This window comes from Desulfovibrio faecalis (assembly GCF_053570625.1).
The window spans coordinates 1,517,172-1,541,865 of the sequence record NZ_JBRBQR010000001.1 but is presented as its reverse complement, the minus strand read 5'-3'; the positions used below and the strand labels follow the sequence as shown (position 1 = coordinate 1,541,865).

General features: G+C 58.1%; 30 protein-coding genes. All 30 read left to right on the top strand.

The features are described 5' to 3' along the window. Positions 1-37 precede the first annotated feature (37 nt). The 30 genes from ACUZ79_RS06975 (at position 38) to ACUZ79_RS06830 (ending at position 24,684) form a co-directional block, all read left to right on the top strand. Positions 38-817 carry a hypothetical protein gene (locus ACUZ79_RS06975; RefSeq protein WP_449251129.1) on the top strand — a complete coding sequence of 260 codons (780 nt, stop codon included), beginning with the start codon at positions 38-40 and terminating at the stop codon, positions 815-817. Positions 818-872: 55 nt separating this feature from the next. Further along, positions 873-2,831 (top strand): terminase gpA endonuclease subunit, encoded by a 1,959-nt coding sequence (locus ACUZ79_RS06970; protein ID WP_449251128.1) that lies wholly within the window; start codon positions 873-875, stop codon positions 2,829-2,831. Positions 2,832-2,833: 2 nt separating this feature from the next. After that, entirely contained in the window at positions 2,834-3,046 is a 213-nt protein-coding gene (locus ACUZ79_RS06965) for an excisionase family DNA-binding protein (RefSeq protein ID WP_449251127.1), read from the top strand. A 75-nt stretch (positions 3,047-3,121) separates the two neighbouring features. Continuing rightward, positions 3,122-3,370: a DUF6148 family protein gene (locus ACUZ79_RS06960; protein WP_449251126.1), complete on the top strand. Its 249-nt coding sequence runs from the start codon at positions 3,122-3,124 to the stop codon at positions 3,368-3,370. After that, positions 3,364-4,872 carry a phage portal protein gene (locus ACUZ79_RS06955; protein WP_449251125.1) on the top strand — a complete coding sequence of 503 codons (1,509 nt, stop codon included), beginning with the start codon at positions 3,364-3,366 and terminating at the stop codon, positions 4,870-4,872. Before ACUZ79_RS06960 ends, ACUZ79_RS06955 begins: the two co-directional genes overlap by 7 nt. A 21-nt stretch (positions 4,873-4,893) precedes the next feature. Further along, positions 4,894-6,210, top strand: a complete 1,317-nt coding sequence (locus ACUZ79_RS06950; RefSeq protein WP_449251124.1) for a S49 family peptidase — start codon at positions 4,894-4,896, stop codon at positions 6,208-6,210. Between the two features lie 10 nt (positions 6,211-6,220). Then, positions 6,221-6,568 carry a head decoration protein gene (locus tag ACUZ79_RS06945; RefSeq protein WP_449251123.1) on the top strand — a complete coding sequence of 116 codons (348 nt, stop codon included), beginning with the start codon at positions 6,221-6,223 and terminating at the stop codon, positions 6,566-6,568. A 2-nt stretch (positions 6,569-6,570) separates the two neighbouring features. Continuing rightward, positions 6,571-7,587 (top strand): major capsid protein, encoded by a 1,017-nt coding sequence (locus ACUZ79_RS06940; RefSeq protein ID WP_449251122.1) that lies wholly within the window; start codon positions 6,571-6,573, stop codon positions 7,585-7,587. Positions 7,588-7,597: 10 nt separating this feature from the next. Next, the gene (locus ACUZ79_RS06935; protein WP_449251121.1) at positions 7,598-7,873 is read left to right on the top strand and encodes a hypothetical protein; all 276 of its coding nucleotides are present in this window, start codon (positions 7,598-7,600) and stop codon (positions 7,871-7,873) included. 11 nt (positions 7,874-7,884) lie between these two features. Beyond that, positions 7,885-8,154: a hypothetical protein gene (locus ACUZ79_RS06930; RefSeq protein ID WP_449251120.1), complete on the top strand. Its 270-nt coding sequence runs from the start codon at positions 7,885-7,887 to the stop codon at positions 8,152-8,154. A gap of 9 nt (positions 8,155-8,163) precedes the next feature. Further along, entirely contained in the window at positions 8,164-8,745 is a 582-nt protein-coding gene (locus ACUZ79_RS06925; RefSeq protein ID WP_449251119.1) for a glycosyl hydrolase 108 family protein, read from the top strand. After that, positions 8,735-9,322 (top strand): hypothetical protein, encoded by a 588-nt coding sequence (locus tag ACUZ79_RS06920; protein ID WP_449251118.1) that lies wholly within the window; start codon positions 8,735-8,737, stop codon positions 9,320-9,322. Before ACUZ79_RS06925 ends, ACUZ79_RS06920 begins: the two co-directional genes overlap by 11 nt. Next, positions 9,319-9,510, top strand: a complete 192-nt coding sequence (locus tag ACUZ79_RS06915) for a hypothetical protein (protein WP_449251117.1) — start codon at positions 9,319-9,321, stop codon at positions 9,508-9,510. Before ACUZ79_RS06920 ends, ACUZ79_RS06915 begins: the two co-directional genes overlap by 4 nt. A gap of 22 nt (positions 9,511-9,532) precedes the next feature. Next, the gene (locus ACUZ79_RS06910) at positions 9,533-9,862 is read left to right on the top strand and encodes a hypothetical protein (protein ID WP_449251116.1); all 330 of its coding nucleotides are present in this window, start codon (positions 9,533-9,535) and stop codon (positions 9,860-9,862) included. Then, complete coding sequence (locus tag ACUZ79_RS06905; RefSeq protein WP_449251115.1) at positions 9,859-10,521, top strand: hypothetical protein; 663 nt, start codon at positions 9,859-9,861, stop codon at positions 10,519-10,521. The genes ACUZ79_RS06910 and ACUZ79_RS06905 overlap by 4 nt, the downstream gene beginning before the upstream one ends. Positions 10,522-10,523: 2 nt before the next feature. Then, on the top strand, positions 10,524-11,006 hold the full coding sequence (locus ACUZ79_RS06900) for a hypothetical protein (protein ID WP_449251114.1): 483 nt from the start codon (positions 10,524-10,526) through the stop codon (positions 11,004-11,006). Positions 11,007-11,017: 11 nt separating this feature from the next. Then, a complete protein-coding gene (locus ACUZ79_RS06895; RefSeq protein ID WP_449251113.1) occupies positions 11,018-11,242 on the top strand; it encodes a hypothetical protein in 225 nt (74 codons plus the stop codon). Further along, a complete protein-coding gene (locus ACUZ79_RS06890; RefSeq protein WP_449251112.1) occupies positions 11,239-12,522 on the top strand; it encodes a phage tail sheath family protein in 1,284 nt (427 codons plus the stop codon). Before ACUZ79_RS06895 ends, ACUZ79_RS06890 begins: the two co-directional genes overlap by 4 nt. A gap of 9 nt (positions 12,523-12,531) precedes the next feature. Next, positions 12,532-13,080 carry a phage major tail tube protein gene (locus tag ACUZ79_RS06885; RefSeq protein WP_449251111.1) on the top strand — a complete coding sequence of 183 codons (549 nt, stop codon included), beginning with the start codon at positions 12,532-12,534 and terminating at the stop codon, positions 13,078-13,080. 4 nt (positions 13,081-13,084) lie between these two features. After that, positions 13,085-13,417 (top strand): phage tail assembly protein, encoded by a 333-nt coding sequence (locus tag ACUZ79_RS06880; RefSeq protein ID WP_449251110.1) that lies wholly within the window; start codon positions 13,085-13,087, stop codon positions 13,415-13,417. A gap of 83 nt (positions 13,418-13,500) precedes the next feature. Then, positions 13,501-15,783: a phage tail tape measure protein gene (locus tag ACUZ79_RS06875; RefSeq protein WP_449251109.1), complete on the top strand. Its 2,283-nt coding sequence runs from the start codon at positions 13,501-13,503 to the stop codon at positions 15,781-15,783. After that, positions 15,776-15,994 (top strand): tail protein X, encoded by a 219-nt coding sequence (locus tag ACUZ79_RS06870; protein WP_449251108.1) that lies wholly within the window; start codon positions 15,776-15,778, stop codon positions 15,992-15,994. The genes ACUZ79_RS06875 and ACUZ79_RS06870 overlap by 8 nt, the downstream gene beginning before the upstream one ends. Then, positions 15,991-17,019 (top strand): phage late control D family protein, encoded by a 1,029-nt coding sequence (locus tag ACUZ79_RS06865; protein ID WP_449251107.1) that lies wholly within the window; start codon positions 15,991-15,993, stop codon positions 17,017-17,019. Before ACUZ79_RS06870 ends, ACUZ79_RS06865 begins: the two co-directional genes overlap by 4 nt. Next, positions 17,019-17,744 (top strand): phage baseplate assembly protein V, encoded by a 726-nt coding sequence (locus ACUZ79_RS06860; RefSeq protein ID WP_449251106.1) that lies wholly within the window; start codon positions 17,019-17,021, stop codon positions 17,742-17,744. The genes ACUZ79_RS06865 and ACUZ79_RS06860 overlap by 1 nt, the downstream gene beginning before the upstream one ends. A gap of 8 nt (positions 17,745-17,752) precedes the next feature. Next, on the top strand, positions 17,753-18,145 hold the full coding sequence (locus ACUZ79_RS06855) for a phage tail protein (protein ID WP_449251105.1): 393 nt from the start codon (positions 17,753-17,755) through the stop codon (positions 18,143-18,145). Then, the gene (locus ACUZ79_RS06850; protein ID WP_449251104.1) at positions 18,142-18,459 is read left to right on the top strand and encodes a GPW/gp25 family protein; all 318 of its coding nucleotides are present in this window, start codon (positions 18,142-18,144) and stop codon (positions 18,457-18,459) included. Before ACUZ79_RS06855 ends, ACUZ79_RS06850 begins: the two co-directional genes overlap by 4 nt. A 9-nt stretch (positions 18,460-18,468) precedes the next feature. Further along, a complete protein-coding gene (locus tag ACUZ79_RS06845; protein ID WP_449251103.1) occupies positions 18,469-19,599 on the top strand; it encodes a baseplate assembly protein in 1,131 nt (376 codons plus the stop codon). Continuing rightward, positions 19,592-20,983, top strand: a complete 1,392-nt coding sequence (locus ACUZ79_RS06840; protein WP_449251102.1) for a phage tail protein — start codon at positions 19,592-19,594, stop codon at positions 20,981-20,983. Before ACUZ79_RS06845 ends, ACUZ79_RS06840 begins: the two co-directional genes overlap by 8 nt. 1 nt (position 20,984) lies before the next feature. After that, on the top strand, positions 20,985-21,521 hold the full coding sequence (locus tag ACUZ79_RS06835; protein WP_449251101.1) for a hypothetical protein: 537 nt from the start codon (positions 20,985-20,987) through the stop codon (positions 21,519-21,521). Between the two features lie 10 nt (positions 21,522-21,531). Continuing rightward, a complete protein-coding gene (locus tag ACUZ79_RS06830; protein WP_449251100.1) occupies positions 21,532-24,684 on the top strand; it encodes a DUF4815 domain-containing protein in 3,153 nt (1,050 codons plus the stop codon). The last annotated feature ends 10 nt before the right edge of the window (positions 24,685-24,694 follow it).

Below are 24,694 nucleotides of genomic sequence, written 5' to 3'. Positions count from 1 at the left end.
GAGAAGCGTAAAAAGTTAACCGCTCAAGGAGCATACCATGTCGGAAAGTAAAACAATTTCAGGCGCGGAAGCCGGGGCGGCACTAGAGGAACTGCTGATCAGGAGTCGGGGGACAGACATCCCCGTACTGCTGCAAGCTAAAGAGCTGGCGAAACAGGCGGTCCGTAAGGACCCTTCCAGTGCCAACCTTGCCGCTCTCCAGCGCGCCACCGCCATGTTGGAAAACGCGGAGAGTGCAATGGAATCGGAAAAACAAGAGGCCAAGGTGTTCAAGAATGTCGGCGCGGTCCTGCGATACCTGCAGGAGGAGAAGGGCCGGCAGATTGCAAAATCCAAGTTGTATGCGGACATCCAAAAAGGTCTGCTGCGCAAGGAAGATAAGGTTTACCGCCAGATAGACGTCGACAAGTACGCCGGGGGCCTGCCCCTTACCACGACGCCGGATGGCCGGGCCAATGATGCCGAAGAGCGCATGCGCCGCAAAGATGAGGCGGAAATCCGCATCAAGGAAGCCCAGGCGGTACGGGAAGAAAAGAAGAATGCTGTTATCGACGGACAATATGTCAGCCGGGAACAGGTTTATCAGGAGTTCGCTGGCCGGGCCGTGGCTTTGAACACGGGGCTCAAATCAGCTTTCCGCGCCGGAGCTCTGGACATGGTGCAAGCTGTTGGGGGCGACACCCAAAAGACTGAACTGTTGGTACGAGAGGCGGAACGGCTTATTGACGCTGCGAGCAATGATTATTCGCGTGAACTTCAGTTTGAGGTAGACCTTCATGCAATTGACGATGGAGATGACGGAGAAAACTCCGACTAGCCCGCGTACCTGCCATATTGCAGGTCAGATCCCGCCATGGATGCCGAAGCACCTGGTGGATCGATGCGGCGGCCGTATATCCACGCGGTTCAGCTTCAGCGCCGGGGAACGTCTTGTGCTGTACAAGCGCAAGGCGGAGTCTCCGAGCGTGTGGGCCGAGAAGCACCGCGTGTTGCGCATGTCCAGTATCCCGGGGACCTGGCGACACGTCTTCACGCCGTACCTTGCCCCACTCATGGATGCTGCGCGCTGGCCCGGGGTGCAGATGATAGCCCTGTGCAAAGCCCCCCAGACGGCAGGATCCGAAGCGGGTTTCAACCTTCTTGGTCACGCGGCGGATCATGCCCCGGGGCCGGCGCTGGTGGTATTTCCGGACAAGGATACGGCCAAGGACAATTCCCGGGACCGTATCTTGCCCATGTTCGAGGATTCTCCCAGACTGCGCCGGCACCTCACCGGATCCACTAATGATGAATCCAGCATCCGCATCAATTTGCGGCACATGTCCATATATCTTGGCTGGTCTGGTTCGGTCGCGCGCCTGGGCAACAAGCCCATACGCACACTGATCCTCGACGAGCTGGACAAGTATCAGGACTCGCGCAACGAAGCCAGTTCAGAGGCATTGGCGGAACACCGCACAACAACCTGGAGCGGCCGGTGTCTCATTGTCAAAATTTCAACACCGACGACCGAGACTGGGCCGATATGGGTTGCGTTTACGGAAGAGTGCCACGCCCGTTTTGATTGGTGGGTTGCCTGCCCCGTGTGCGGCACATTGCAGCTTATGAAGTTCGACAACATCCGTTGGCCCGATGGTGTGGAAGATCCGGAGGACGTACTGCGCAGCGACCTGGTCTATTACCAGTGCGAGCATTGCGACGCTCACTGGGATGATGCTGCCCGGGATTTTGCCGTGCGGCGTGGGCAGTGGGTGGAACGGGCTTCTGGCTTGGAGCTGTTCACGCACCTCAAGACGCACCGGGTCAGCAAGATTGGATTCCACATTCCAGCTTGGATCAGCCACTTTGTTTCGTTGGCCAAGGTGGCTCACGCTTTTCTCAAATGGAAGAAGAGTGAGCGGCTCAAGGACCTCAAAAATTTCATGAACCAGTTCAAGGCTGAGGCGTGGGCCGAGCAGTATGCCGAGCGCGATGAGGACGCTATCCTGTCATTGTGTGACACCCGTCCTCGTGGAGTTGTGCCCGGCCCGGTTGAAGGTCGGCCCCAGGTGGCCGCGCTGGTGGCCGGTGTGGACACGCAGGCAAAATATTTCCGGTATGTGATCCGCGCTTTCGGGTACGGCCATGAAGAAGAAAGCTGGCTGGTGCAGCATGGTACAGCGCCGACCTTTGCTGCTCTGGATGAGCTGCTCTGGCGGAGTGTCTATCGGGATCCTCTGGGGGGAGTACACAAGGTTAAGGTGGCCGTCATCGACGCCATGGGCGCACCGGGGCGCACCAAGGCCGTGTATGCGTGGTGCGCCAAGCATCGTCGGGCACTGCCGTACCAGGGCAAGCAAACCGTGGACGGGATCATCCGCTATTCGCACATAGACTTTTTCCCTGACGACAAGGGCGCCAAGATAAAGATACCCGGCGGCATCACGTTGCGCCGGGTGGACACGACGTTTTTCAAAAGCGACCTGGCGGAAAAGCTCGGCATCAAGCCCGGGGATCCCGGCACCTTCTGGCTGCACACAAACGTCAAAAAGCTTGAAGGGCTGGTAGTGCCCGGCGGTGTGCTGCTGGATTACGCGCGGGAGATGTGCGCCGAGGTCTTCAACCCGGAAACCCTGGTATGGGAAAACCCCAAGCAACGGGCCAACCATTTTTGGGACTGCGAAATCATGGCATTGGTGGGAGCCTGGGAACTCGGGTTGCGCAATAAACGTCCCCCCAAGAGTACGCCCGATCCCGTCACAAGGCCGCAATCGGCCCCGCCCAAGAGCAGAACAGTGCCTCGTGGCGCCAGCGCCGCAGATCGTCTGGCCAGCATGAGAAACAGGAGGTGAGCATGGACACAACGGTTAACTGGCAGCAAGCATGCAGAATTCTGGGATGCTCAAAATCTCATTTTTATAATCTGGTCAATTCTGGTGAACTGCCCGCAGAAAGGTCCGGAAAAGTCCGCGGAGTCCGCGTGCGCCGTCAGGATTGCGAGAACTATATCAGACAGTGGCGAGAACGGATGGAAAACGCCAGCGACTCTGGCGGCGTGGGAACATAGTTTTTTTGTCCACGAGTTCCACGACGTCCACGAGTTCCACGACACGCAATTACTTGCCGTGTAATTGCGTGGGGTATGAGCAACACCGAACGCAGATATAAGGGCTATACCCTCGATGAAGCCAAGACCGAGCTCGAGCTTTGGAAAGACGCCAAGCGTGCTGCAGCCACAGGTCAGTCCTACAGCATCGGCGGACGGCAGCTCACGCGGTATAACCTTTCAGAAATCAACGCGCAGATAGCGGGCTTCGTTGAGATCATCGACACCCTTGCTTCTGGCTGCAATGGACCTGTCAAGGTCAGGGCGAGGATGCGCAGATGGTAAAACCTGCCCGTCTAGCGCCATCCCCCGTTGCCCCTTCACGTAATGCCGGCACCATGCGCGGCTCACTTTCCGGCTGGCGGCCACCTCTCACCAGCACTTTTGGGCAACAGGCATCAGAGCGTGCATTGGCTCAAGGCCGGGCGGAAGATCTGACCGGCAACGACTGGGCGGCCAGCTCCGGCGTCAACGCCATCACCACCAATGCTATCGGTACGGGACTCAAACCACAGTCGCATATTAACGCCAAGCGGCTCGGCATTACTCGTGATCAGGCTCTTGATCTGCAGAACGAGATTGAAGAATTGTGGGCGATATGGACGCCGCAAGCCCATGTCCGCGGCATGCTCCATTTTGAGGACATGCAGTTTCTCGGGCTTCGCACCATGCTGCGCATGGGCGAACTGCTCCATCTGCCAGTGGTGCTTGATCAGCCGATGCGGCCCGTAAAGTTGGCCCTTCAGGATGTAAAGCCGACCAGATTACGCACACCCTTTGACCGCCAGTTTGATCCGACGATTGTTGACGGCGTTCAGCTAGCCCCTCACGGGGCGCCCGAATGGTACTGGTTGGCAACCCCCGATGCCGTTTCCGGGTATCGCAGCCTCGACGTCTCCACTCTCACATCAGAACATTTCACCCGCATTCCTGCTCACATCGGTCACCGTCCTGGGTGTTTTCACCTTTTCCGCTACACCGAAGATGAGCAGATCCGTGGGCATTCTGTGCTGAATTCCGGCATGAACCTGTTCCGACATCTGTCCGACTCTCTGGACAACGAACTGCTGGCACAGGTTGTCACTGCATCGCTAGCGCTGTTTATTGGCCGGGAAAAGGGCTCACATCTGCCGGACTATGTGGATGAGGATCAGGACGAAAAGGGCGAGAGCTACCACTATGAAGAGGTGGCCGGCGGCACGGTCATGTACGGCAACCCCAATGAAAAACCGTATGTGCTTGAAAATTCGCGCCCATCTCCCAACTTTGCCGCCTTCTCCGAGTTCGTCCTCCGGGCTATGGCCGCCAGTATCGACATGCCTTACGAGGTTCTGGCCAAAGATTTCAGCAAAACAAACTACAGTTCTGCGCGCGCAGCCTTGCTGGAAGCCTGGCGCGTGTTTCTGCTCTATCGTTCCTGGCTCACGCGGCACTACTGCCAGCCTATCTGGGCAATGGTCATCGAGGAGGCATGGCTTTCGGGGCATCTGAAATTCCCGTCCTCTGCTCCTGATTTTTATGACGCGCCGCTTGCGTACACCAAGGCCAAATGGATCGGCCCGTCCCGCGGGTATATCGATCCGGTCAAGGAAATCACGGCCATTGTCACGGCACTTGAAAACCACCTCATGACGTATTCCGAAGCCCTTGCCGAGAGCGGCAGGGATTTCGACGAAACAGTTGATGAGCGCGAGGATGAAGAGCGCCGCCTGGAAGGGTTGAAGGCTGGTGCCAAGCCCGCTGCGCCCAAGCCGACCTTTATCAACCAGGAGGAAGCCAATGCCTGATCATTCTTTGGAGGTGCGGCTATGAGCGCTCGGCAATGTGACAGGGTGCTTTCAGCCATCGCGCGTCAGCCCTGGGCAATAACTCCGGACGGCCTTGAGCTGATTCTGGGTATAGCGCAACGGAGCGCCAAAGACCCACAGGCTGTACTCTCCACGCCTGCAGTGCGTCGTGATAGCGGCAACGTTTTAATGCGCGATGGCGTGGCCGTCATATCAATCATGGGGCCTGTTTTCTCACGTGCGGATATTTTCACGGAAATATGCGGCGCAACCTGTGTGGAAACTATTGCTTTGCGGTTTGGTGAAGCTTTGGCCGCTGCTGATGTGAAAGGCATTGTGCTGCACATTGATAGCCCAGGCGGTCAAATTACAGGCGTGCATGAGCTTGCCGGGCAGGTATTTGCTGCGCGGGGTATCAAACCGGTAGTGGCGTATGCCTCCGGACTATGCGCGAGTGCCGCGTATTGGATAGCCAGCGCCGCACAGCGCATCGTTGCAGATGAAACGGCGTATCTTGGCAGCATTGGCGTTGTTTCTACATGGACGGACGATAAAGAGGCCCGCCAATCTAAAGGGCTTAGAGATTATGAAGTCGTGTCCTCACAGTCACCCAACAAACGATTAGATCCCGCAAGTGTTGAGGGATTGGCCGCTTGGCAGCGTCTGCTTGATTCCACGGCTGACATCTTTATTGGCGACGTTGCTCGCAACCGTAATAAGCGCCCGGAGACAGTAACTGATCAATTTGGGCAAGGCGGTGTCATGCTCGCTGCCGAAGCTGTGAAAGTTGGCATGGCTGACGAAATTGGCAGCCTTGAAGGGGTAATTGCAGCTCTGTCCCATATGGACGGTACTGCGCCCTCAATGGGGATCCCTGTGGCTCACATCAACAAGGAGACCAGTATGAACAAAGAGGAGCTCGCCAAAGCCCATCCGGAGCTGCTGGCGCAAATCAGAAGCGAAGCCGCGGCGGAAGTCGAGGCTTCGGCCAAGGCCGCATTAGCCCAAACCCAGGCGAACATGTTGGGCATGGTGCGTGTTGTCGCGGGAGAAGACGCGGCCAAGCGCATGGAACCGCTGCTCGCCGCCGGGCTCACGTCCGACCAGGTGGCGGCCTTTGCGGCTGCTTTTGGTGATCTGAGTGCCGCCGCCGGTAAGTCCGGCGGCGATGATCAATCCAATGGCGCTCAGGCTGCGCAGGAGGAACAGAGCGGCCGGGAAAAAATCCTGGCTGGCATTTTGGCCAAGACGCCCGGACCGGTGAATACGGCCACAACCGTTACTGACGCCGATCCCGTGCAGGCGGCCATCACCCGCATCAGCAAGCTCGGCGTGTAGGAGTTGCGTCATGAAAACCATCGCAACGTATGAACGCCGCACCTTCCTTAAGGACCATCCCCCGGTGATACAGCGTATGCTGCTCCATTCCACCGGCGCGGAGCTGGATCTCATCGCGGGAACCGTCCTTGGAACAAAGGATGGGAAATGTGGCGAATTCGTGTCCGGAGCTGAGGCTCAGGGCATTTTGGTTGAAGATACCACGATTCCGGCCGCCGGTGACGTGTACGCCCTGGTCTATGTACACGCCTCCGTTATTACGGCGGAGCTTACCTGGGGCAATGGCGTTACCGCCACCGAACAACAAACCGCTCTTACGGCGCTGCGCGGCAAGGGCATCTACGCAAGTGAGGCGTAACCATGGCGGATCTCGATTATTTTGACCCGCGTATTGTGACCGGGGTGATTAACAAGCGGCCCAGGAAGCATGTGCTTTTCACCGGCATGTTCCACCGTCAGCAGCCGAGTGCTGCCGAGATGTTCGAACTGCATATAGTCTCCAAGGGCATCACCATGCTGCCGGCCATCACCAACCATTCGGCGGGCACCATGCGGCAGGGCACATCGCGCGAGGTGGTGTATTTGAAGGCGCCGCGTTTTCGTCCGAAGCGCGGCTTTCGCGCTGCGGACATTTTCAAGCAACCGGCTGGCGCCAACCCCTATCAGCCCATGGAAGATCCGCGAGAACGCGCCATCGCTGACGACATGGATATGCACCGTGAGGAAATCGACTACACGCTGGAAGTCATGTGCGCTCAGGCTGTGGTCAAGGGCAAATTGGATCTTTACGACATCGTGGACGGGCAGAAGGTGCCCACTTACAGCGTGGACTTCCGGCGGCCGCCTGCCCATAACCTCGTGCTCTCCGGCACCAAGCTCTGGACGGCGGGCACCAGCGATCTGTTCGACCAGGTCGATGAATGGGACGACATGATTCAGGAAGAAACCAACATCGGCTCTTCCGATCTTTACCTCGGCAAAGCTGCCTGGGCGGCTTTCAGAGAGCACAAAGACGTCAAGCAAAAGATCGACACAACCAGCGGTGTTGATGCCGGTGAGTTGTCCATGCGCGTGGGCCGCAAGTTCAAGGGCACCTGGAATGGCCTGAACATCTATGTCGTTTCCGGCACCTACGCAGACATGGACGGCACGGTGCGGCCCTTCCTGGAGCCGGAGTATGCCCTGCTTGTTGCCGCTGGCGCTCAGACAGTCATTGAATTCGGCAGACCCCTGGATCTGTCTTGTGAAGGGCCGGTTGAAGTTTTCGCCAAGCTCTTCATGCAGGACGACCCCTCGGGGCTGTTCTCCCTTTGTGAAACCCGTCCTCTACCCTGGATCAAGCAGCCTGGTTGGGTTGTGCTGGCCAAGGTCGTTTAAGGAGCGCGTCATGGCAAAAATCAGTGTTGTCCTGAATTGCCGGATGGATAACGGCAAGGACGTGAAGCAGCCCGGATCCACCGTAAGCATGGACGAAAAAGAAGCAGTCAAGCTTGCCGGCATGGGCATGGTCTCTTACTCCGCTCCGGAAAACAAGCCCGCCAAATCTTCCGGCAGGGGCGGCAAGGAAGAGAAAGGCGATGAAGCAGAGGGCGGTTTTGATCCCGATGCTCTGGATCGGGGTGGCGCGGCTGATGACAACGGTGAAGGAAACGAAAATCCATAGGCAGGACGGCTATGACCTTTACAGCGCTTGAAGCCTTGCTGTTGGCCGCATTTGTGTCTTGCATCATCGGGCTTGTTGTGCGGGTGCGTTGCGTAAGCCCGAAAGAATGTGAAGAACGTCGGCGCATCACCGACGAGGCGTTTTTGCGTCTGGCCAATGCCGTCGAAGTAATGAAAATCAGCAACGACATACAGTTTCGTATGCTGCGCGCCATTGTCACCCATCTGGATCTGCCTGCCCGTGAAAAGGCGGACATCCTGAATATGGGCCCGACAGATTAAGGAGATCCCATGGCCGACTTCATGAAAGCCTATTTGAAAATGGCTCCCGTTGAGGGCTTGTACAGCAACGATCCGGATGATCCCGGCGGCGAAACCGTGTATGGCGTCGCCCGTTCTTTCTGGCCCAATTGGTCCGGCTGGTCCATCGTGGACGCCGCAAAAAAACAACCCGGTTTCCCCGGCAACCTTAAGGGCAACTCCGCTCTCACCGAGGCAGTGCATGCCTACTATCGCCAGATATACTGGGATCGCTTCTGTCTTGACGAACTTGATCAACCCCTCGCCTATGAACTGTTTGAACAGGCTGTGAACCTTGGTGAGGGCCGCATGGTCAAGCACCTCCAGATGGTGCTGAACAGCCTGAACTACCAAAACCGGTTTGGCGAGGATCTGGTCGTTGATGGCGCCTTTGGGGCGAAGACGCTGCAACTTCTGCGCCGCATCGTGGGCGACGGTCGTTCGCGTGCCATCCAGTACGGCGCTAATGGGCAACAGTGCGCCCACTATATCAATCTCGGGCTCACCAATGCCGTCAAGCGCAAGTACGCCAGCGGGTGGCTGGCCCAACGTGGCGAAGCCTTTGGAGGATAATATTATGGATGGAACAAAATCTCTGCTTACCAGCCGAACCTTTTGGGGGGCGGCGCTTATGATGGTGGCTTCGGCCCTGGCCTATTTTGGCATCGACTTTGGGGCGGAGGACCAGTCGAAGCTGGCCTATATCCTGGCCGAAGGTGCCGGTTTCGTGCTCACTATTTGGGGCCGGATCTCCGCCAAGAAAACAGTAACCGTCAAGAAGTCCGATGTCGCACTGGGGCTGCTGCTGGCCGCAGCCGTGAGCCTGCCCGCCTGCGGCCTCAAAAACAGTCCGGCGCATGAACAAGCCATGGCCGTGACCGATTCGTGCATCACCATGTACCAGGCCCTGCACTCTGAATATTTGAACCTGCATGCAGCTCTGCCTGACCGACGCGACTATCTGGAATCCAAGGTGGCTCCGGCTATGGACATGACCAAGGACACCCTGGTCGCATTGGGGGATGCAACGGCGCTCTGGGCACGCACGCAGATCAAGCCAGCCGACTGGGATGGTCTGCGTGCGCGGGTACTCAACCTTCTGTCCGACGTCGGGGCCATTCTGGCACGCGTTAAAGGAGCCGACCAATGACATTGCCTGAAGTCATCACCCTTGTGGATTCCGGTATCCGTTTGGGCCTTACGGCTGCGGAAATTGTGGAGCGTCTGTGCGCCGAGCACGGCGGTGAAACCGTGCCCACCATTGAAGAGTTCGAGGCTCGCGTGGACGCCCTGCGCAATACTCCGGATCTGAGTCCCAAGGCAGCATCCGGGGAATAACGCGGTGCGGGGGAACGCCAGTATGAATTTTTTCAAGCAGACACTCCACAAGGAAGCCAGCTCGGTGTTCATGAATCTGGCGGAATTTGCAGATCTTATGGAGATCAATGGCGTTCCCGTTCCCGCACTTTGGGACGATACCTTGCAGCCCATGGGCGAAAAATCGGTAACGGACCCCACTGGTTTCGGCATCACCCTGCAGTCTGCCGTGCTGTTTGTCTTGGATAGTGGTGGGGTGCCCTGTCCATTGCCTGATGAGGAAATCATTGTGGAAGGCTGGCGTTACAGCGTGATTAAGGTCGATCAGGCGGACGGCATCCTACGCCTGGAACTGGAAAGGCATGCGGCATGATAACCATCACATTTGATGAAGCCCTTATCGAAAGCCAGATGCAGCGCCTAGCCAAGGTACCCTATGCGGTACAAAGGGCGCTGTATCCGACAATCAGCGAAGTTTTGCGCATTGCTCGTTCCGATCTGGCATCGCAGCTTGTGTCGGACATACCTCTGCCGCCGAGGCTCATCGAAAAAAGTATCAGGCTTTCGCAGGCGGTGGCCAGTGGCCAGAGCGTGGCTGGCAGCCTGACCGTTGCCACAAAGCTCATACCCCTCATCAACTATGAGGTAGACCCGCAGGTTGTCACTGCGCGCAAAGGCATGCGCTCCAAATCATGGCCAGGGTTTTCCTATTCCCTGCGGTCTGGAGAGCGCAGGGAAAGGGAGCAACTTCCTGGACAGTTCCGAGCCGGCCTGCCTTTCATCGCCCAGGTGCGCAACAGTTCCGGCCGCCGACGTAATGGTGCCGTATACGACGCTCAGGGGGGTGCGGGGCATCTGGGCGTGTACTATAGGACGGCATTCGGCCAGCTCAAGGAGGCCTACGGCCCGGCAGTACAGTACCACGCAACCACGCCGCAGGTTGAGCAGATGCTCATGTCCGGAGCAGAAGAAAACTTTTCCCGTATCCTTCCGCGCATCGTGGATACGGCGTTGGCTGCGCACGGGGAGTAATCATGGTCACGGAGTTGTTGCCTGCCCTTAAGGCGGCGCTGGAAAAAGCCCTGCAGGAAACGCGCCTTACCAGGTATCAGCGCGATGCCAAAGCCGATCCGGACCTTGCTTCCGTCCGCGTTTTTATCGGCGATTTGCCGCCTGCCTCTGCCCGGGAAAGCGTGTTTCCCTGCGTGATACTTTGCGCTGTTGATGGTGATGCCCAGGATGGTGAGCTCTTTGAGGGAATAGCCTTCCTGACCGGTGTCTACAACAGCGAAACAGGTGACGCCGAGGGCGCGGAGATGGAACTGTCGATCCTGCGCAGCCGTATCACCCGTTTTTTGCGTGAGGCCCTGGACACTCCGGTGGCCGAGCGTTTTACCTGCGTCCGGGATGAGAAAAACCGCTACATGCGCTGGCAGCGCACCGATCCGCTCGGGCAGCCTCGCCCCTTTGCGCAGGTGGCCATAATAAGCCGATGGAGCATTCCCGGATGGGAATAAAGGAGACTCTCATGGCTAAGATCAAAGACGGCAATGTCACGCCGCTTGCCGACGCTCTCATGTATGTCGGGCCGCGGCGCAAGTATCCCATCCCTTTGGAGAGGGGCAACGTGTTCACCAGCCTGCCGGGGCTGCTACAGCAAGCTCTTAAGGACGACAGCGCCCTGGCTGCGCTGTTTGTTCCGCTTGCCAATGCAGGGGCAGCTTTGCGCCAGGCTGAAAGGAGCGTGAAATGAGCGGCAGACATGGCGTATTTATTCAGGAAGAAGCAAGCCAGATTTATACCATGGTCAACGTGGATTCCGCGCTGCCTGTGGTTATCGGCACAGCTCCCGTGCACACGCTGCCCCAAGGCGTGAAACGGCCGATCAACCAACCGCTGCTTATATCCACTCCGGAAGAGTTCGCGGCCCAACTCGGCAGTGTGCCCGCGGGCGAAGATGTGGGCAGCTACACCCTCGCCGAATTTGCGGACGTGTATATGGGGCTGTACGGCGTTGCTCCCATAGTCTTCATAAACGTCTTCGATCCGGCAAAGCACACGAGGCCAGTTCAGGGCGGCGACGGCAACCAGACGGAGCCGGATGTTTCAAAGGTGACGTCAGCGGACATTATCGGCGGCATTGATGGCGACACCATGCGCCGTAAGGGGCTTGAACTTGCGGCCTCGGTTTTCCCACGTTTTACAATGGTTCCTGGTCAGCTACTCGCCCCGGGGTTTTCGTCGGATCCCGCAGTGGCGCTTGTCATGGGCGCAAAATGCTCGGATATCAATGGCCACTTTTCTTGCACGGCGCCCATTGATGTGCCGGCCGAAGTCCGCAACTACACTGAGGTGCCTGCTTGGATCCAGGACAACAACCTCACGGACAAGCACCTGATCCCTTTTTTCGGCAGGCCGATCACTGGCGGCAAAATCATGTGGGGCAGCACCCATCTGGCCGGAGCAACAGGACTGCGCGATGCCAACAATGATGGCGTGCCATTCTGGTCGCCCTCCAATTCCCGCATACTGGCCAACGGAATCATGCACAATGGCGAGCTGCTGGACCTTGATACCGAGCAGGCCGGGTGGCTCAACTTCCGCGGCTGCGTCACCGGCATCAACTTCGTTGGCGGCCTCAAGGTCTGGGGCAACTATACTGCGGCCTATCCCGGGGTGACTGACGTCAAGGACGTATTTATCCCAATCCGGCGCATGTTTTCGTATGTGGGCAACACTCTTGTCCTTTCTACCTGGCAGAAGGTGGACGAACCCATTGTGCGGGTACGCCATATCGAATCCATTGTGGATAGCACCAATCAGTGGCTCAACGGCCTGGTGCGGCGCGAACGGCTGATTGGCGGCAAGGTGTCCTTTTTGTCCGGCGATAATGCCGTCACTGACCTCATGAATGGCACCGTCCGTTACCGCATCGCCCTCACGCCGCCTTCTCCGGCCCAGGAGATCGTGCACATCCTGCGTTATGACCATACCGCGCTGTCATCCCTCTTTAGCAGCGTCAGCGCGCAGTAAGGAGTTATCATGGCTGATAATACCGAACGACTCCCAAGCGCCAACCCCATTCCGGATAAGCTTATCAATGCCAAGATCTACCGGGAAGGCGATGAACTCCTGGGCGTTGGCGAAGTGACCCTGCCGGATCTGGAATACATGAAGGAATCCCTGTCCGGCCTCGGTATCCTTGGCGAGCTTGAAACCCCGGTTATCGGGCATTTTGGCAACCTCACTCTGGGCATATCCTGGAATACGGTCAACACGCAGGCTGTGCGTCTGCTGAAAACCACCGGGCATCAGCTTCAGGTGTATGCCGCCATTCAGGTCTACGATTCGGGCTTGAACAAGCTTGTACCCAATCCCGTCAAGCTCACTGCCAACGCTCTGCCCAAGAAGGCCGGCCTCGGCAAAACCACGCCCGGCAAGAAAATGGACAACGATACCGAGCTCGAGGTGGTGAGCATGTATCTGTGGATCGACGGGCGTGAAGTTGTGGGCATTGACAAACTTAACGGCATCTGCCGCATCGATGGCGAGGATATGCTCGCCGAAATCAACAGCTATCTCGGAGGCTAACCTCATGAAAACCCCTCTTGCCGTGATTGCGCTGTCCTGGCCGGTACAGCTCGCAGACCGTGAAATCAGTGAACTCACCATGAAGCGGCCCACCGTGAACGACGAACTCAAGTACGCGCCGTCGTCCACCAACCTGCGGACCCAGATGGAAGAAGAAGCCAGATACTTTGCGCATCTCTGCGGCATCAGCCCGGAAGAGGTGAAGAATCTGGATATGGAGGATTATGACAAGCTGCAGCAGCAGTACCTTATTTTTCGTGGCCGCGCCGAGGCCTCCAGAGGAACTGATGCGGGCGGCGGCGCTGCTTTCGCGCCTGGGGCGCATGTCGCTGAATGATGCGTTGGGATACAGCTACGATGATGTGCTGATGTGGATCGAGGAGCTTGTGGAGGCGGAATCCGCCCTCAACGGAGCATGATATGGGAAGAACGGTTGGCTTTACCTTTTCTGTCGGGGCGCGGCTGCAGTCGAGTGTAGCTTCCGCCTTTGACACTGTGGCGGGCCGGGCCAGCCGCCTTAAGCGCGACATGAAGGATCTGAGGGCAGTTTCCGGCACGGCCGGTAAGCTGACATCAGCCAAAGCTACAGTTGATTCACTGAGGGCCGAAGCCGCGGCCGGCAAGGATGTGTCAAAACAACTTGCCGCCGCGGAGCGTGCCTATGCTTCCGCTTCCCGTTCCGCGGCCAAGTACAATATCAACGTAGGCAATGCCGCGGCCGTGCATGCCAAGGCCACAGCCCAAATGCAGCGCTCGGAGGCGGCATTGCGGCGCCAGGAAACCATCATGCGCAATCGATCCAAACGTGATGAGCTGAAAGGCGAAATCATGGGTACGGTTGCGTCGGTAGCAGTGGTTGCAGCTCCGGTAAAAATGGCCGTCGAATTCGAAAGCGCCATGGCAGACGCAGCGAAAACCATTGACGGCATGCGCGATGAGGCCGGGCGGCTGACGCCGGAATACTACAAGATGGAAGCGGCCGTAAAACGTATGGGACGTGAACTGCCGCTGACTCACGACGAACTGGCAAAGCTGTTCGCAGCCGGCGGGCAATTGGGACTGTCCTCGACGGAAGAGCTTGAAGAGTTCACAACCATGAGCGCCCACATGGCCGTGGCGTTCGGAATGTCCACCGAAGAGGCTGCGGATGCTATCGGTGGCTACAGAACAGCCCTGAAGCTGACAACACCGGAAGTGCGCGAGGTGCTGGATCTCATGAACCAGTTCGCCAACACGGGCAGCGCCTCCGAAAAAGGTATTGCGGACATTGTGCGGCGCGTCGGCCCTCTTGGCAACGTGGGCGGCGTTGCCGCCAAGCCCATGACGGCTCTCGCCGCCACGCTCGACGCAATGAAGGTTTCGCCCGAGGTTGCCGCCACGGGTATTAAGAATTTGATTTTGGCCATGACGGCCGGCACCGCCGCTACCAAAGCGCAACGTGAATCATATAAAAAGCTTGGCATTGATACCGTTAAACTTGCCAAGCAGATGCAGACGGACGGCCCCGCAGCCATTATCAGCGTGCTTGAAGCCGTGAAAAAGTTGCCCAAGGCGCAACAGCTTTCCATTATGCAAGAAATATTTGGTAAGGAAAGCCTTGGCTCTATCGCTCCGTTGCTGGATAACCTCGACTTGGTAAAGCAAAACCTGATCACTGCTGGCGACACTACGGCCTATGCCGGCGCCATGCAGCAGGAATTCGCAAACCGCGCCAAAACCACAGCCAACGCCCTGATCCTCGCAAAAAATCGTGTGTCCGAGCTCGGCATCAGTCTGGGTAGTGTTCTGCTGCCAGCCGTAGTTGCTGGCGCTCAGGCCCTCGGAAGATTTCTTGAACCTGTCATCGGCTACGCGCAAGCCAATCCTACGGTTGTCAGCGGAGCGTTTGCCCTGGTGGGGGGGCTGGTGGCGATCAGGGTGGCGGCCTTGGCAGGCGGCTTCGGGCTCACAGCCCTGTCCAACGCTGCTCTTGTAGGGCGTGTCGCGCTCACACCGCTGATCTGGATCACCAATGCCCTGACCACTGCCACCTTTCGCCAATCTGTGGCCACAAGAGCCGCAGCCGTCTGGCAGCGCGTGCTCAACGTGGCCATGAAGGCCAATCCTGTAGGCATCATCATTACCGCCGTCACCGCGCTGGTGGGATGGTTCGTGTATCTTTACGAGCAGACCGGCTCTGTGGGCGGAGCCCTCAGCGCCATGTGGGATGGTTGCGTCTCGGGCCTGAAGCTTTTGACAAAACCACTGGAATGGGCGTTGAGCGGCATCGGCAAAATTGTGTCCTGGCTTGGCTCCGACGATGCTGACAAAGCGGACAGCAAAATAGAGGAAGGGCTGGCTCGAACCGGTGAGGATCCGGAAACACCAGCCCCCCCGAAGCCGCAGTCTGCACAGATGCGTCCTGTTGCCGCTGCGCCTCCATCCGTATCCGGCCCACCTTCCATGCCGTCACCTGGTGATTTTGATGCGGCGCAGGCAGAGGCTGCAGCGGCGCGCCATGCCGGCATTCAGGCGGCCACGTCTGGTCAGCTTGGCGGCTCCGTCAGCATCTCTCCCACATTCGCTTTCAACATATCCATGGACGGAGTGCCCGACCGTGAGTTTGGACGCCGGGTGCTTGATTCTCTGGAATCCGAAAAGTCATCCATTCAGCGGCTGCTTTCCGGGCTGCTGGCTGACGCTGCACGGGTGCAATATGGCTAAGACCTATACCACCGTTCAGGGCGATACCTGGGATTCTATCGCGTATCGCCTATGGGGGCGGGAAACGCTCATGCATCTGTTGATAGATGCCAATCCCGATTACGGGGACGTGTTGGCGTTTGAGCCCGACGTGCTGCTTCAGGTGCCGGACATCATCGTTCCTGTGCGGACCATGTCTCTACCGCCGTGGATGCAGGAGGCGACCTCATGAGCGACAGCTTTACCGCCCGCCGTACACGCTTGGCCGTAACCGTCAACGGCATAGATGTCAGTTCGCACCTTGCGCCTTTTTTGCGTGAGTTCTCTTTCAAGGACAATGCCAAGGACAAGGCCGATGAAGTGACGCTTTCGCTCATGGATCGTGATCGACGCTTCCAGAATGACTGGTTCATCGACAAGGGCAGTGAGGTGACGGCATGGCTCACATGCCTGAACTGGTATGCGCCAGATAAAAATCTGTCCCTGCCCATGGGTCGCTTCACGGTCGACGAAGTAACGCTTGCCGGGCCGCCGGACGTGTTCACTGTCAAGGCTGTATCCGCTGCAAAAACCTCTGCCATGTCGGAAGAATCCCGCACCAAGGGGTGGGAGACATATACTCTGGAGGGTATCGCCCAGGAAATCTCGCAGCGTCATGGCTACGAACTCATGTACGATGCTCCGGAAATCCCGTTCAATCGCGTTGACCAGCGTGAAACCTCCGATCTGGCCTTCCTGCATGGCCTGTCGGGGCGATACGGCGTCAACCTGAAGGTTCACGACGGCAAAATGATACTCTACGGAGCCAAGGAGTGGGACGCAAAAAGTCCTTTGTTGGTCATCAGCAAGGAGGGGTCACCCTATTCGCCATCCACTTGGTCTTTCAAGGTTGGATCGCAAGGCACCGGCAAAAAGGCTGATGTTTCCTACCATGACCCGGCAACACGGGAAACCGTCAAGGCCGAAGCCACCGTTCCGGGCACGCCGCCTAGCGGACAAACCATCGCACTTAATCAGCGAGTTGAAAACTCCTCACAGGCAATTGCCTTGGGCAAGGGGGCGTTGCGTGCCGCCAACGAAGGTGAGCGTACCGCAACTCTGGATTGGATGGGGTGCCCCGGTATTGTGGCCGGCATAACGCTGCAGCTTGAGGGATGGGGCAAGTACGACGGCACCTATTTTGTCGAATCCGCAGAACATAAGCTGGCGCGAGCCTATACCACCAGCGCCGAGTTGCGCAGAACGCTGGAGTATTAATGGATATCCTGCAGCAAATTATCCGTCTTGAGCGGCGATTGTCTGCCCTGGAAGCCAATCGTGGCTCCAGCCTGCGCTTCGGCACAGTTACCGAAAGCAACGTTGCCGGCAGCGCTCGTGTGCAGCTCCACGACGGCGACGATATGGTCTCCCATCCCGTGCGCACCCTGCACCGCCGCACGCTCAAGGATAAGGATCAATGTCTGCCCGATGTCGGAGAGCAGGTGGCTGTGCTGTTTTCCGGGCAGGGGCTGGAAGAGGGCTGCATATTGGGGGCGACGTATTCGCAGCAAGATGCAGCGCCGGGGCAGGATCAGCCTATGCAGTTCTACCGCTTCGAAGATGGCACGGAGATATTTTATGACCGGACGAAACATAAATTTTATGCGGACATCAAGGGTGACGCCGATATCACTGTCAAAGAAAATGCCACGATCCGGGTGAAGGGTGAAGTGCTCGTGGAAGCGGAGAAGGACGCTACGATCCGGAGCATGCAGCGCCTCATTTTGGAAGGGCATGCCGGTGTCTGGATGCGTGGTCCGAGCGTTGTTTTCGAGGGCATTGACGGCAAGCCCTGTCAGGCTGCCATCAATGCGGATCTGTTCATCAAGGGGCTGGTGGATCACCGTGGCAATCTTATTCAGTCGGGCGACCAGAGTGTTAACGGCAATATCAACGCCTCGGGCCTGGTGCGAGGCAACCCGGTTGAAGGCTGCAAACACTAGGAGCGCTCATGGTTATTGGATCTTTCGGGCAGCATCTCGTGTTTGAAGTACATCCCGACAGGGTGGTCACCCCCGGCAGCGTCAAGCGCGACATGGCGGCGGCCTACGAGGAACACAAGGTTCTGGGGGCAAAGCCCCGGCTTGAGTTCATCGCGCCGGAGCTGAACACCATGAGCTGTTCTGTCCGCCTGTCGGCCGCTTTGGGCGTGGACCTGGAAGAAACTATGCTCGATGTCGAAACGCTTGTTGCCGGAGGGTTCGTCGAAAAGCTCATCCTCGGAGGTGTGAACTATGGGCACCATGTGCTGACCAAGGCCACCGAAGAATGGAGCAAAAGCGACCCCAAGGGCAAGCGGATAAGCATTAACCTCACCCTGGAATTCAAGGAATATCTGAAATGAGCGAACTGCTTGTCGACACCACGCCGCAACCGCTGGTCATCGGCGCCACAGGAGATGAGGAACTGATGCAGAACGTGCGCATCATCGTGTCCACATTCGCCCATTCTGTGCGTTTTGACGTGCCCTTCGCCGATGCTGGCGACTACATTGACAGCCCACTGCCTCTGGCCACTGCGCGGCGCATCGCCGCCCTTACCGACGCCATAGAACAACATGAACCGCGTCTTACAGTGAAATCCATCAGATTCAAGAATGATCCGGTTTCGGCCGCTCAGGGCACAGGATATCCCATTATACGGGTTGTCAAAAAATAGGAGATTCGCGTGAAAACTCTCCCCTTCGCCAACCTGCCGGAAATCCAGTTCGTTGATACCGATGCGGAAACATGCCGCAACATGGTCATCACGGGTTTTGAGAAGGCCACCGGCCGCACGCTGTATCCCGGCAACCCCGACCGCCTGTTTCTTGAGGGGCTTGCCTATGTACTCTCCATCTTCGCCGGCCAAGTGGATTTTGCCGGACGCCAGGGGTTGGTGGCTTATGCTGAGAAAGGGCATCTGGATCATCTGGGCGCAGAATCAGATACCCCCCGCTTGGACATGTTTTCGGCTGTCACCATCATACGTTTTTCTTTGGCCGGGGCGCTTGGCTGGTCTGTGGAGATACTGGGCGGCACGCGTGTGTCCACGAAGGATCGCAAGGTCGTGTTCATGACTGATGCCTATGCCGAAATTCCGGCCGGGGAGTTGTACGTTGACGTCCCGGCCACAGCCATGAATGCCGGTTCGGCTGCTAACGGTCTGGTGCCCGGACAGGTCAACTCCCTGGTAGATAACCGTCCGTATATAGTCTCTGCCGTCAATATTGCCCGCACCGAGTCCGGGGCGGATCAGGAAACTGACGACGACTATCGGCAACGTATTCCTGGCGCTCGGGAATCATATACCTGCGCTGGCCCACGCGGTCAGTACGAAGACCTCGTCAAACGTGTACACAAAGATATTGTGGACGCCGGAGTCTATTCTCCCAAGCCAGGCTCGGTTGGTATCTGCCCCATCATGCGGGGCGGCGCGTTGCCAAGTGAGGATGTGCTTGAAGCCATACGGGTGGCGCTAAGCCCGGACCATATGCGGCCACTTACCGACACAGTAATTGTGCGGGCACCCGAGGAGGTGTCGTATACTGTTGAGTACCACTGGTATCTGGTCAAGGAGAACGCCTCGTTGGCGGGATCCATCAGCGCGGCTGTGGCCACGGCCGAAGAAGAGTACGTGCAGTGGCAGCACTCCAAGCCTGGCAGGGATATCAATCCGGATGAACTGCGTAACCGCATCAAGCTTGCGGGCGTCAAGCGTGTAGAAATGCCCTCGCCGGAGTTCCGCAAGCTTGAGCCTTACCAGATCGCCCGGGTGACCTCTCGTAATGGCAGGTTCGGTGGGCAGGAAAATGAATAAAACTCTCGGCCATACCCCTCTGGTGGAGGTACTCGCGCCGTCCATCAAAGACGATGCCACCATCAAGGCTGCAGCCTATGCTGTAGACGCCGCCTTGCTGCCCGTGGTTAGTGCGATCCCGCGCATGCTGCTCTGGGCACGGCTTTGGCAGGATGAACGCGGGCTGTCTCCATCGTTGCGCCGCATAGTGCATTTTTGCGGAGGGCTGCCGCCACTTTCGGATGAGGAGCTGGAGCTGCTCGCATGGCAGATGCATGTTGATTTCTGGGATCCTGCTTGGCCGCGGAGCGTTCGGGAACATCTGGTCAAATACGCCACAGCTTGGCACCGCATCAAAGGTACTCCGGCTGGCGTTATAATGGCTTTACGCCTGTTCGACGTGCAGGCGCAAGTTGATGAGAGCGGGCGCGGCGACAATTGGGCCGTGTATGAGCTGGAGTTGGAAGCAGTGCCCCGGGGGCTTCTGCCCACCATTGCGGGAGTTGCCGAAGAAATGGCCCCTGCGCGTTGCCGTTTGCGCCGTGTCTACGGCGGTTTTGACCGTCGGCCAATCATTCTCGATGTTGGGCCAGCTTTGGACGTAGGATTTTTGGATGATGATTCCGGCATCTGGGACGCGGATACCGGAATCAAGGAAAGCTTCGGGGAAAACGTGCCCATGCTCGCAAAATCGCAGCCAGCGTCGACCGCCCACATCGGCAGTGTGCATACCCATGCTTCTCGCGCTTTTTATGTAGACAAGGCCATCCTTGACCAGTGGCGTTTGGATAACCCCACGGTCAAGAGCTACGGATTTATTGGCGGTTCGCTGGTTTCCCTGCTCAGTGTCGGTATCCAGGGCAATAAGTGGCGATGGGAAGGGCCGTGGGACCACCGCAAGTGGAACGACTGCGACGGCTATCCCGGTTATACGCCCATGCCGCGTCGCCGCATTGACAATCACCGCAGTGTCTCCAAATCGCAGCTCGTGCTTGATTTTGGCCGCCTGGATTCATCCCTTGAGCGTTTGGACCGGCAGCAGGTCACGGTTGTTGATAACCCGCACCGCTTGGATTTCTCCCGTCTGGACCGCGGCCTTGCGGAATTGAGCGTACGTCGCTTCATTATTGATGAGCGTTGCATCATGACGACCAGGGGCGTGGCCAGAGCAGAACGACCGGATATGAGCCTGTGCTCTGGGAATCTACGTGGCGTTTTTGCGCAACGTGCGCAGGGCGTCTGCGGCGTGGGCGTCACCACGTATAGCATTGATACTGTGGGGCTTATGGCTCTGCGTAGGCCGTACTCCCTGCCTGACGGAACCGAATGGACCGGACCGTGGAGCCATCGGACATGGCGAACCATGGGCATACCCGTCAACATCACCACAACCGAAGGAGAGTGATATGAGTCTTGCAACCCTGACCAGCAGTGGTCGCGCGGGCATGGCTCAGGCCATTGCGGCCATGCCGCTGCATTTCGCCTGGGGCAGCGGGCTGGCCGCCTGGGATGCCGATCCCGATGGACGGCATCTCAAGGAATCCTTGGTAGGGGCCACGGCCCTGGTCAATGAATTGGGCCGCCGTGCCGTTACCGCCGTGGGCTATGTGCTTGAGGATCCCGAGGGAGAAATCACCATTCCCGTTGGCAGAGAGCCCGACGGAACGGTGGTGACAGCACGCTTCCGCGCGGTGCTCGAACCCACGCCGTTCCTTTATCTGCGCGTCAATTTCGATTTCGCCGACGCCAGCAATCAGGTGGTCAGAGAAGTGGGTGTTTTTCTGAACACAACTGTTCAGGAGGGGCTGCCTCCTGGCCAGAAGTATTTCACTCCTGACCAACTGGCCAATCCCGGCCGCCTGCTGGCCATACAGCGCATGGATCCGTCCATTGCCCGTTCGCCGGCAGTTAGGCAGACATTCGATTTTGTTCTGGCCATTTAAGGAGGCCCTCATGCCCGATATTACGCTTGACCAGTATTATGACCGGCACGACCCGGACAAAAATTACAGCCGCATTCTGTTCCGTGCCGACCGCACCCTGCAGAGCGCGGAACTCAATGAAATGCAGCGCGGCCAGTTGGACAGAATGAAGGGCATCGGCGACGCAATGCTCTCTAATGGCGACATCATTCGCGACTGCCGTGTGTCCATCAACGAAAACACGGGCGAAACCCGGTGCGAATCTGGCGCTCTGTATCTGGAGGGAGCCGTCCGCGGTGTGCCTCCCGCAACACTACAGATTCCGGTGATTGGCACGGTAACCATCGGCGTATATCTGCGCAGCAAGGTGGTCACAGAACTGGAAGATCCTGGCCTGTATAACCCCGCCGTGGGCACCCGCGGTGAAGGCGAAGGTGGTGCGGCACGCCTGCAGGAGGAGGCAGCCTGGGGATATGCTACGGATGGTCAGTCCGGTGAATTTTATCCGGTCTACACCGTGGACGACGGCGCGCTGCGCGCCAAGGAGGCTCCGCCCAACCTTGACAGCATTACCCAGGCTCTGTCCGGTTATGACCGTGACTCCGCTGGCGGCACCTATATAGTTTCCGGTCTGCGCACGTTGTTGGCAGCCGATACTGATGACGGCCACCAGGTCTATACCGTCTCCGAAGGCCGTGCCCGCGTGTACGGCTACCCGGTGTCATTGCCCGTGTCGCGGCGCCTGACCAGGTTGGCCAAACCCGATATCCTTGAAGTGGATTCGGAGCCGCACTTGTCCGTTGGGCCGGAAGCGCAGCGCATTACTTTGGACCGTTATCCTGTTGGCAGGATCCTGCAGCTTCGTATCACGCGGCAAAGCACTGAAACCATCACTCACGGCGGATACACCGGCAGCATGGATCCGTTGCCGCATACTTCTGTGGTGGAAATAGTCGAAGTTAAACAGGGTGGCGTCACCTATACCTCCGGGGCAGACTACAAACTCACTGCTGGCAAGGTGGACTGGAGTCCTTCAGGTCTGGAGCCCGCGCCCCATAGCTCCTATACGGTCACTTACCGGCATATCACCACTGAAGCTGCGACTGATGTGGATCTCTCGGGCTTTACCGTTGAAGGAGCCGTGTCTGGTTCGCAGATTCTGGTTTCTTACACGCAGATGCTGCCCCGCCAGGATCGCCTCTGTCTTACCCGGGAAGGCGAATTCGTCTGGATTGAGGGAGTGGCCTCTGAATGGAATGCGCAGCCGCCCCGGGTGCCCGAGGATATGTTGGCCATCGCAACCGTATACCAAACCTGGGATCCGTCCCGGTATGTAAAGAGTGACGGTGTCCATACCGTGCCCATGAGTGATCTTGTCGGCATTACCTCGCGCCTGGATGCCGTTGTGGCCGAAGTGGCGCAGCAGCGGCTTACTGCTGATCTGATAACCCGAGAGGCCGGAGCAAAAAAAGGGTTGTGGGTTGACCCTTGCCTTTCCGATGATATGCGAGACCAGGGTCTGGAACAGACGGCCGCCATCATATCCGGGGTGATTACGCTCCCCGTCGCTGTGGATGTCGTGGCCCAGATGGGACAGGACATCGCCGCGCCGCGCGTCCAGGACTTCACGCTGCAGACAGTGCTGGAGCAACGCCTGCGCACGGCTGCCATGAAGGTTAATCCTTATCACGCCTTTGCGCCGCTGCCCGCCATAATGGCGATCACTCCTTCTGTCGACCGCTGGACGGAAGTTCAAACAGAATGGACCAGTGAGGTCACCAGAACATTCAACCAAGACGCCCACAATTGGGGAGGTACGGGCAATGGCGTCTTGGCCGGAATAAGTAAGAGTAAAACTGTGGAGGGTGTCAGCGCCACCACAGTGGCTTTGGAATATTTGCGTCAGATTGATATTGCCTTCAAGGGTACCGGCTTCGCCCCCAATGAGGTTGTAGACGTGGTATTCGACGGGCTGCCCGTGACGGCAAGTGCGGAAAAGGCGGACGCCGCTGGCGTTTTTGCCGGAACCTTCAAAATCCCTCCGAGCGTCCCTGCCGGCAGCAAGCAGGTGCTGTTCAACGGGCGTGGCGGATCCAAGGGGTCTGCCGTCTTTGTGGGGCAGGGACAGCTTACCGTGCAGGCCTTGCGCACCGTTACGACCACGGTGCTAACCTGGCATGATCCGCTGGCCCAAACTTTTGTGCTTGATGCCGCCTGCCAGATTGCCGCGGCCGATTTGTGGTTTACGGCGCGCGGCACGTCAAAGGTGGTGGTGCAGATCCGTGAAACAACTGTGGGCATGCCCAACCAGACCGTACTGGCCGAAGCTATTCTGGACCCCTCTGAACTGGTGCTCGACAACAACACCACCCGCGTCATGTTCAAGGCGCCGGTCATGCTGCAACCGGAAACGGAGTATGCCCTGGTTGTCATGTGCGACGATGGCGAGACCTCGCTTGCGATTGCAGAGCTTGGCAAGGCCGACCCCTGGTATGGCACATGGGTGACTTCACAGCCCTATCAGGTGGGCGTGCTGCTTTCGTCAAGCAACGCCAGTACCTGGACCCCGCATCAGGATAAAGACATGACCTTCCGTCTGCTCAAGGCCGTCTTTGCCGAAAGCCCGCTCACCATCCCTCTGGGGGACGTTGCTGTGCATGGTGCCACGGACCTCATGCTTATGGGGGTTTCTGAACAGCCCGCAGCGGCTTGCCGGGTTGAATATGCAGTGACCATGCCGGACGCGTCCACCCTCACCCTGACAGATATGCAGCCCGCACGTTTCAGCCAGCCTGTTACCGGCCCTCTGTCAATCAGTGCCAGGCTTACCGGCAACAAGAGCGCCGCGCCCGTGTTGCACCCTGGCACTCAGGTTTTGGCGGGCATCACCGCCCAGACTGCCGACTACATCACGCGGGCCGTACCCGCTGGCCAGGACAGCCGTGTGCGCGTCATTCTGGATGCCTATCTGCCGGCCGGATCTGCCGTTACCGCCAAAATGGGTGATGGTTCCGCCACATGGGAAGAGTTGCCTTTCGTCAAGTCCAGCCCGTTGGACGAGGGTTGGCAGGAACTGGTGTACGAAGGGGCCACCGACGAGTTGCTGGTGCGGGTCAAGCTGGATCTCTCCGGCACGCCCACGGCCCGGCCTATGGTTTCCAACGTGCGCGTGCTGACCATTTAGGAGGTGTCTC

What these genes read in the sequence shown, in the direction of transcription:
- ACUZ79_RS06975 (WP_449251129.1), top strand. Translation starts at nt 38, where the DNA reads ATGTCGGAAAGTAAAACAATTTCAGGCGCGGAAGCCGGGGCGGCACTA.
- ACUZ79_RS06965 (WP_449251127.1), top strand. Translation starts at nt 2,834, where the DNA reads ATGGACACAACGGTTAACTGGCAGCAAGCATGCAGAATTCTGGGATGC.
- ACUZ79_RS06960 (WP_449251126.1), top strand. Translation starts at nt 3,122, where the DNA reads ATGAGCAACACCGAACGCAGATATAAGGGCTATACCCTCGATGAAGCC.
- ACUZ79_RS06955 (WP_449251125.1), top strand. Translation starts at nt 3,364, where the DNA reads ATGGTAAAACCTGCCCGTCTAGCGCCATCCCCCGTTGCCCCTTCACGT.
- ACUZ79_RS06950 (WP_449251124.1), top strand. Translation starts at nt 4,894, where the DNA reads ATGAGCGCTCGGCAATGTGACAGGGTGCTTTCAGCCATCGCGCGTCAG.
- ACUZ79_RS06945 (WP_449251123.1), top strand. Translation starts at nt 6,221, where the DNA reads ATGAAAACCATCGCAACGTATGAACGCCGCACCTTCCTTAAGGACCAT.
- ACUZ79_RS06940 (WP_449251122.1), top strand. Translation starts at nt 6,571, where the DNA reads ATGGCGGATCTCGATTATTTTGACCCGCGTATTGTGACCGGGGTGATT.
- ACUZ79_RS06935 (WP_449251121.1), top strand. Translation starts at nt 7,598, where the DNA reads ATGGCAAAAATCAGTGTTGTCCTGAATTGCCGGATGGATAACGGCAAG.
- ACUZ79_RS06930 (WP_449251120.1), top strand. Translation starts at nt 7,885, where the DNA reads ATGACCTTTACAGCGCTTGAAGCCTTGCTGTTGGCCGCATTTGTGTCT.
- ACUZ79_RS06925 (WP_449251119.1), top strand. Translation starts at nt 8,164, where the DNA reads ATGGCCGACTTCATGAAAGCCTATTTGAAAATGGCTCCCGTTGAGGGC.
- ACUZ79_RS06915 (WP_449251117.1), top strand. Translation starts at nt 9,319, where the DNA reads ATGACATTGCCTGAAGTCATCACCCTTGTGGATTCCGGTATCCGTTTG.
- ACUZ79_RS06910 (WP_449251116.1), top strand. Translation starts at nt 9,533, where the DNA reads ATGAATTTTTTCAAGCAGACACTCCACAAGGAAGCCAGCTCGGTGTTC.
- ACUZ79_RS06905 (WP_449251115.1), top strand. Translation starts at nt 9,859, where the DNA reads ATGATAACCATCACATTTGATGAAGCCCTTATCGAAAGCCAGATGCAG.
- ACUZ79_RS06900 (WP_449251114.1), top strand. Translation starts at nt 10,524, where the DNA reads ATGGTCACGGAGTTGTTGCCTGCCCTTAAGGCGGCGCTGGAAAAAGCC.
- ACUZ79_RS06895 (WP_449251113.1), top strand. Translation starts at nt 11,018, where the DNA reads ATGGCTAAGATCAAAGACGGCAATGTCACGCCGCTTGCCGACGCTCTC.
- ACUZ79_RS06890 (WP_449251112.1), top strand. Translation starts at nt 11,239, where the DNA reads ATGAGCGGCAGACATGGCGTATTTATTCAGGAAGAAGCAAGCCAGATT.
- ACUZ79_RS06885 (WP_449251111.1), top strand. Translation starts at nt 12,532, where the DNA reads ATGGCTGATAATACCGAACGACTCCCAAGCGCCAACCCCATTCCGGAT.
- ACUZ79_RS06880 (WP_449251110.1), top strand. Translation starts at nt 13,085, where the DNA reads ATGAAAACCCCTCTTGCCGTGATTGCGCTGTCCTGGCCGGTACAGCTC.
- ACUZ79_RS06875 (WP_449251109.1), top strand. Translation starts at nt 13,501, where the DNA reads ATGGGAAGAACGGTTGGCTTTACCTTTTCTGTCGGGGCGCGGCTGCAG.
- ACUZ79_RS06870 (WP_449251108.1), top strand. Translation starts at nt 15,776, where the DNA reads ATGGCTAAGACCTATACCACCGTTCAGGGCGATACCTGGGATTCTATC.
- ACUZ79_RS06865 (WP_449251107.1), top strand. Translation starts at nt 15,991, where the DNA reads ATGAGCGACAGCTTTACCGCCCGCCGTACACGCTTGGCCGTAACCGTC.
- ACUZ79_RS06860 (WP_449251106.1), top strand. Translation starts at nt 17,019, where the DNA reads ATGGATATCCTGCAGCAAATTATCCGTCTTGAGCGGCGATTGTCTGCC.
- ACUZ79_RS06855 (WP_449251105.1), top strand. Translation starts at nt 17,753, where the DNA reads ATGGTTATTGGATCTTTCGGGCAGCATCTCGTGTTTGAAGTACATCCC.
- ACUZ79_RS06850 (WP_449251104.1), top strand. Translation starts at nt 18,142, where the DNA reads ATGAGCGAACTGCTTGTCGACACCACGCCGCAACCGCTGGTCATCGGC.
- ACUZ79_RS06840 (WP_449251102.1), top strand. Translation starts at nt 19,592, where the DNA reads ATGAATAAAACTCTCGGCCATACCCCTCTGGTGGAGGTACTCGCGCCG.
- ACUZ79_RS06835 (WP_449251101.1), top strand. Translation starts at nt 20,985, where the DNA reads ATGAGTCTTGCAACCCTGACCAGCAGTGGTCGCGCGGGCATGGCTCAG.
- ACUZ79_RS06830 (WP_449251100.1), top strand. Translation starts at nt 21,532, where the DNA reads ATGCCCGATATTACGCTTGACCAGTATTATGACCGGCACGACCCGGAC.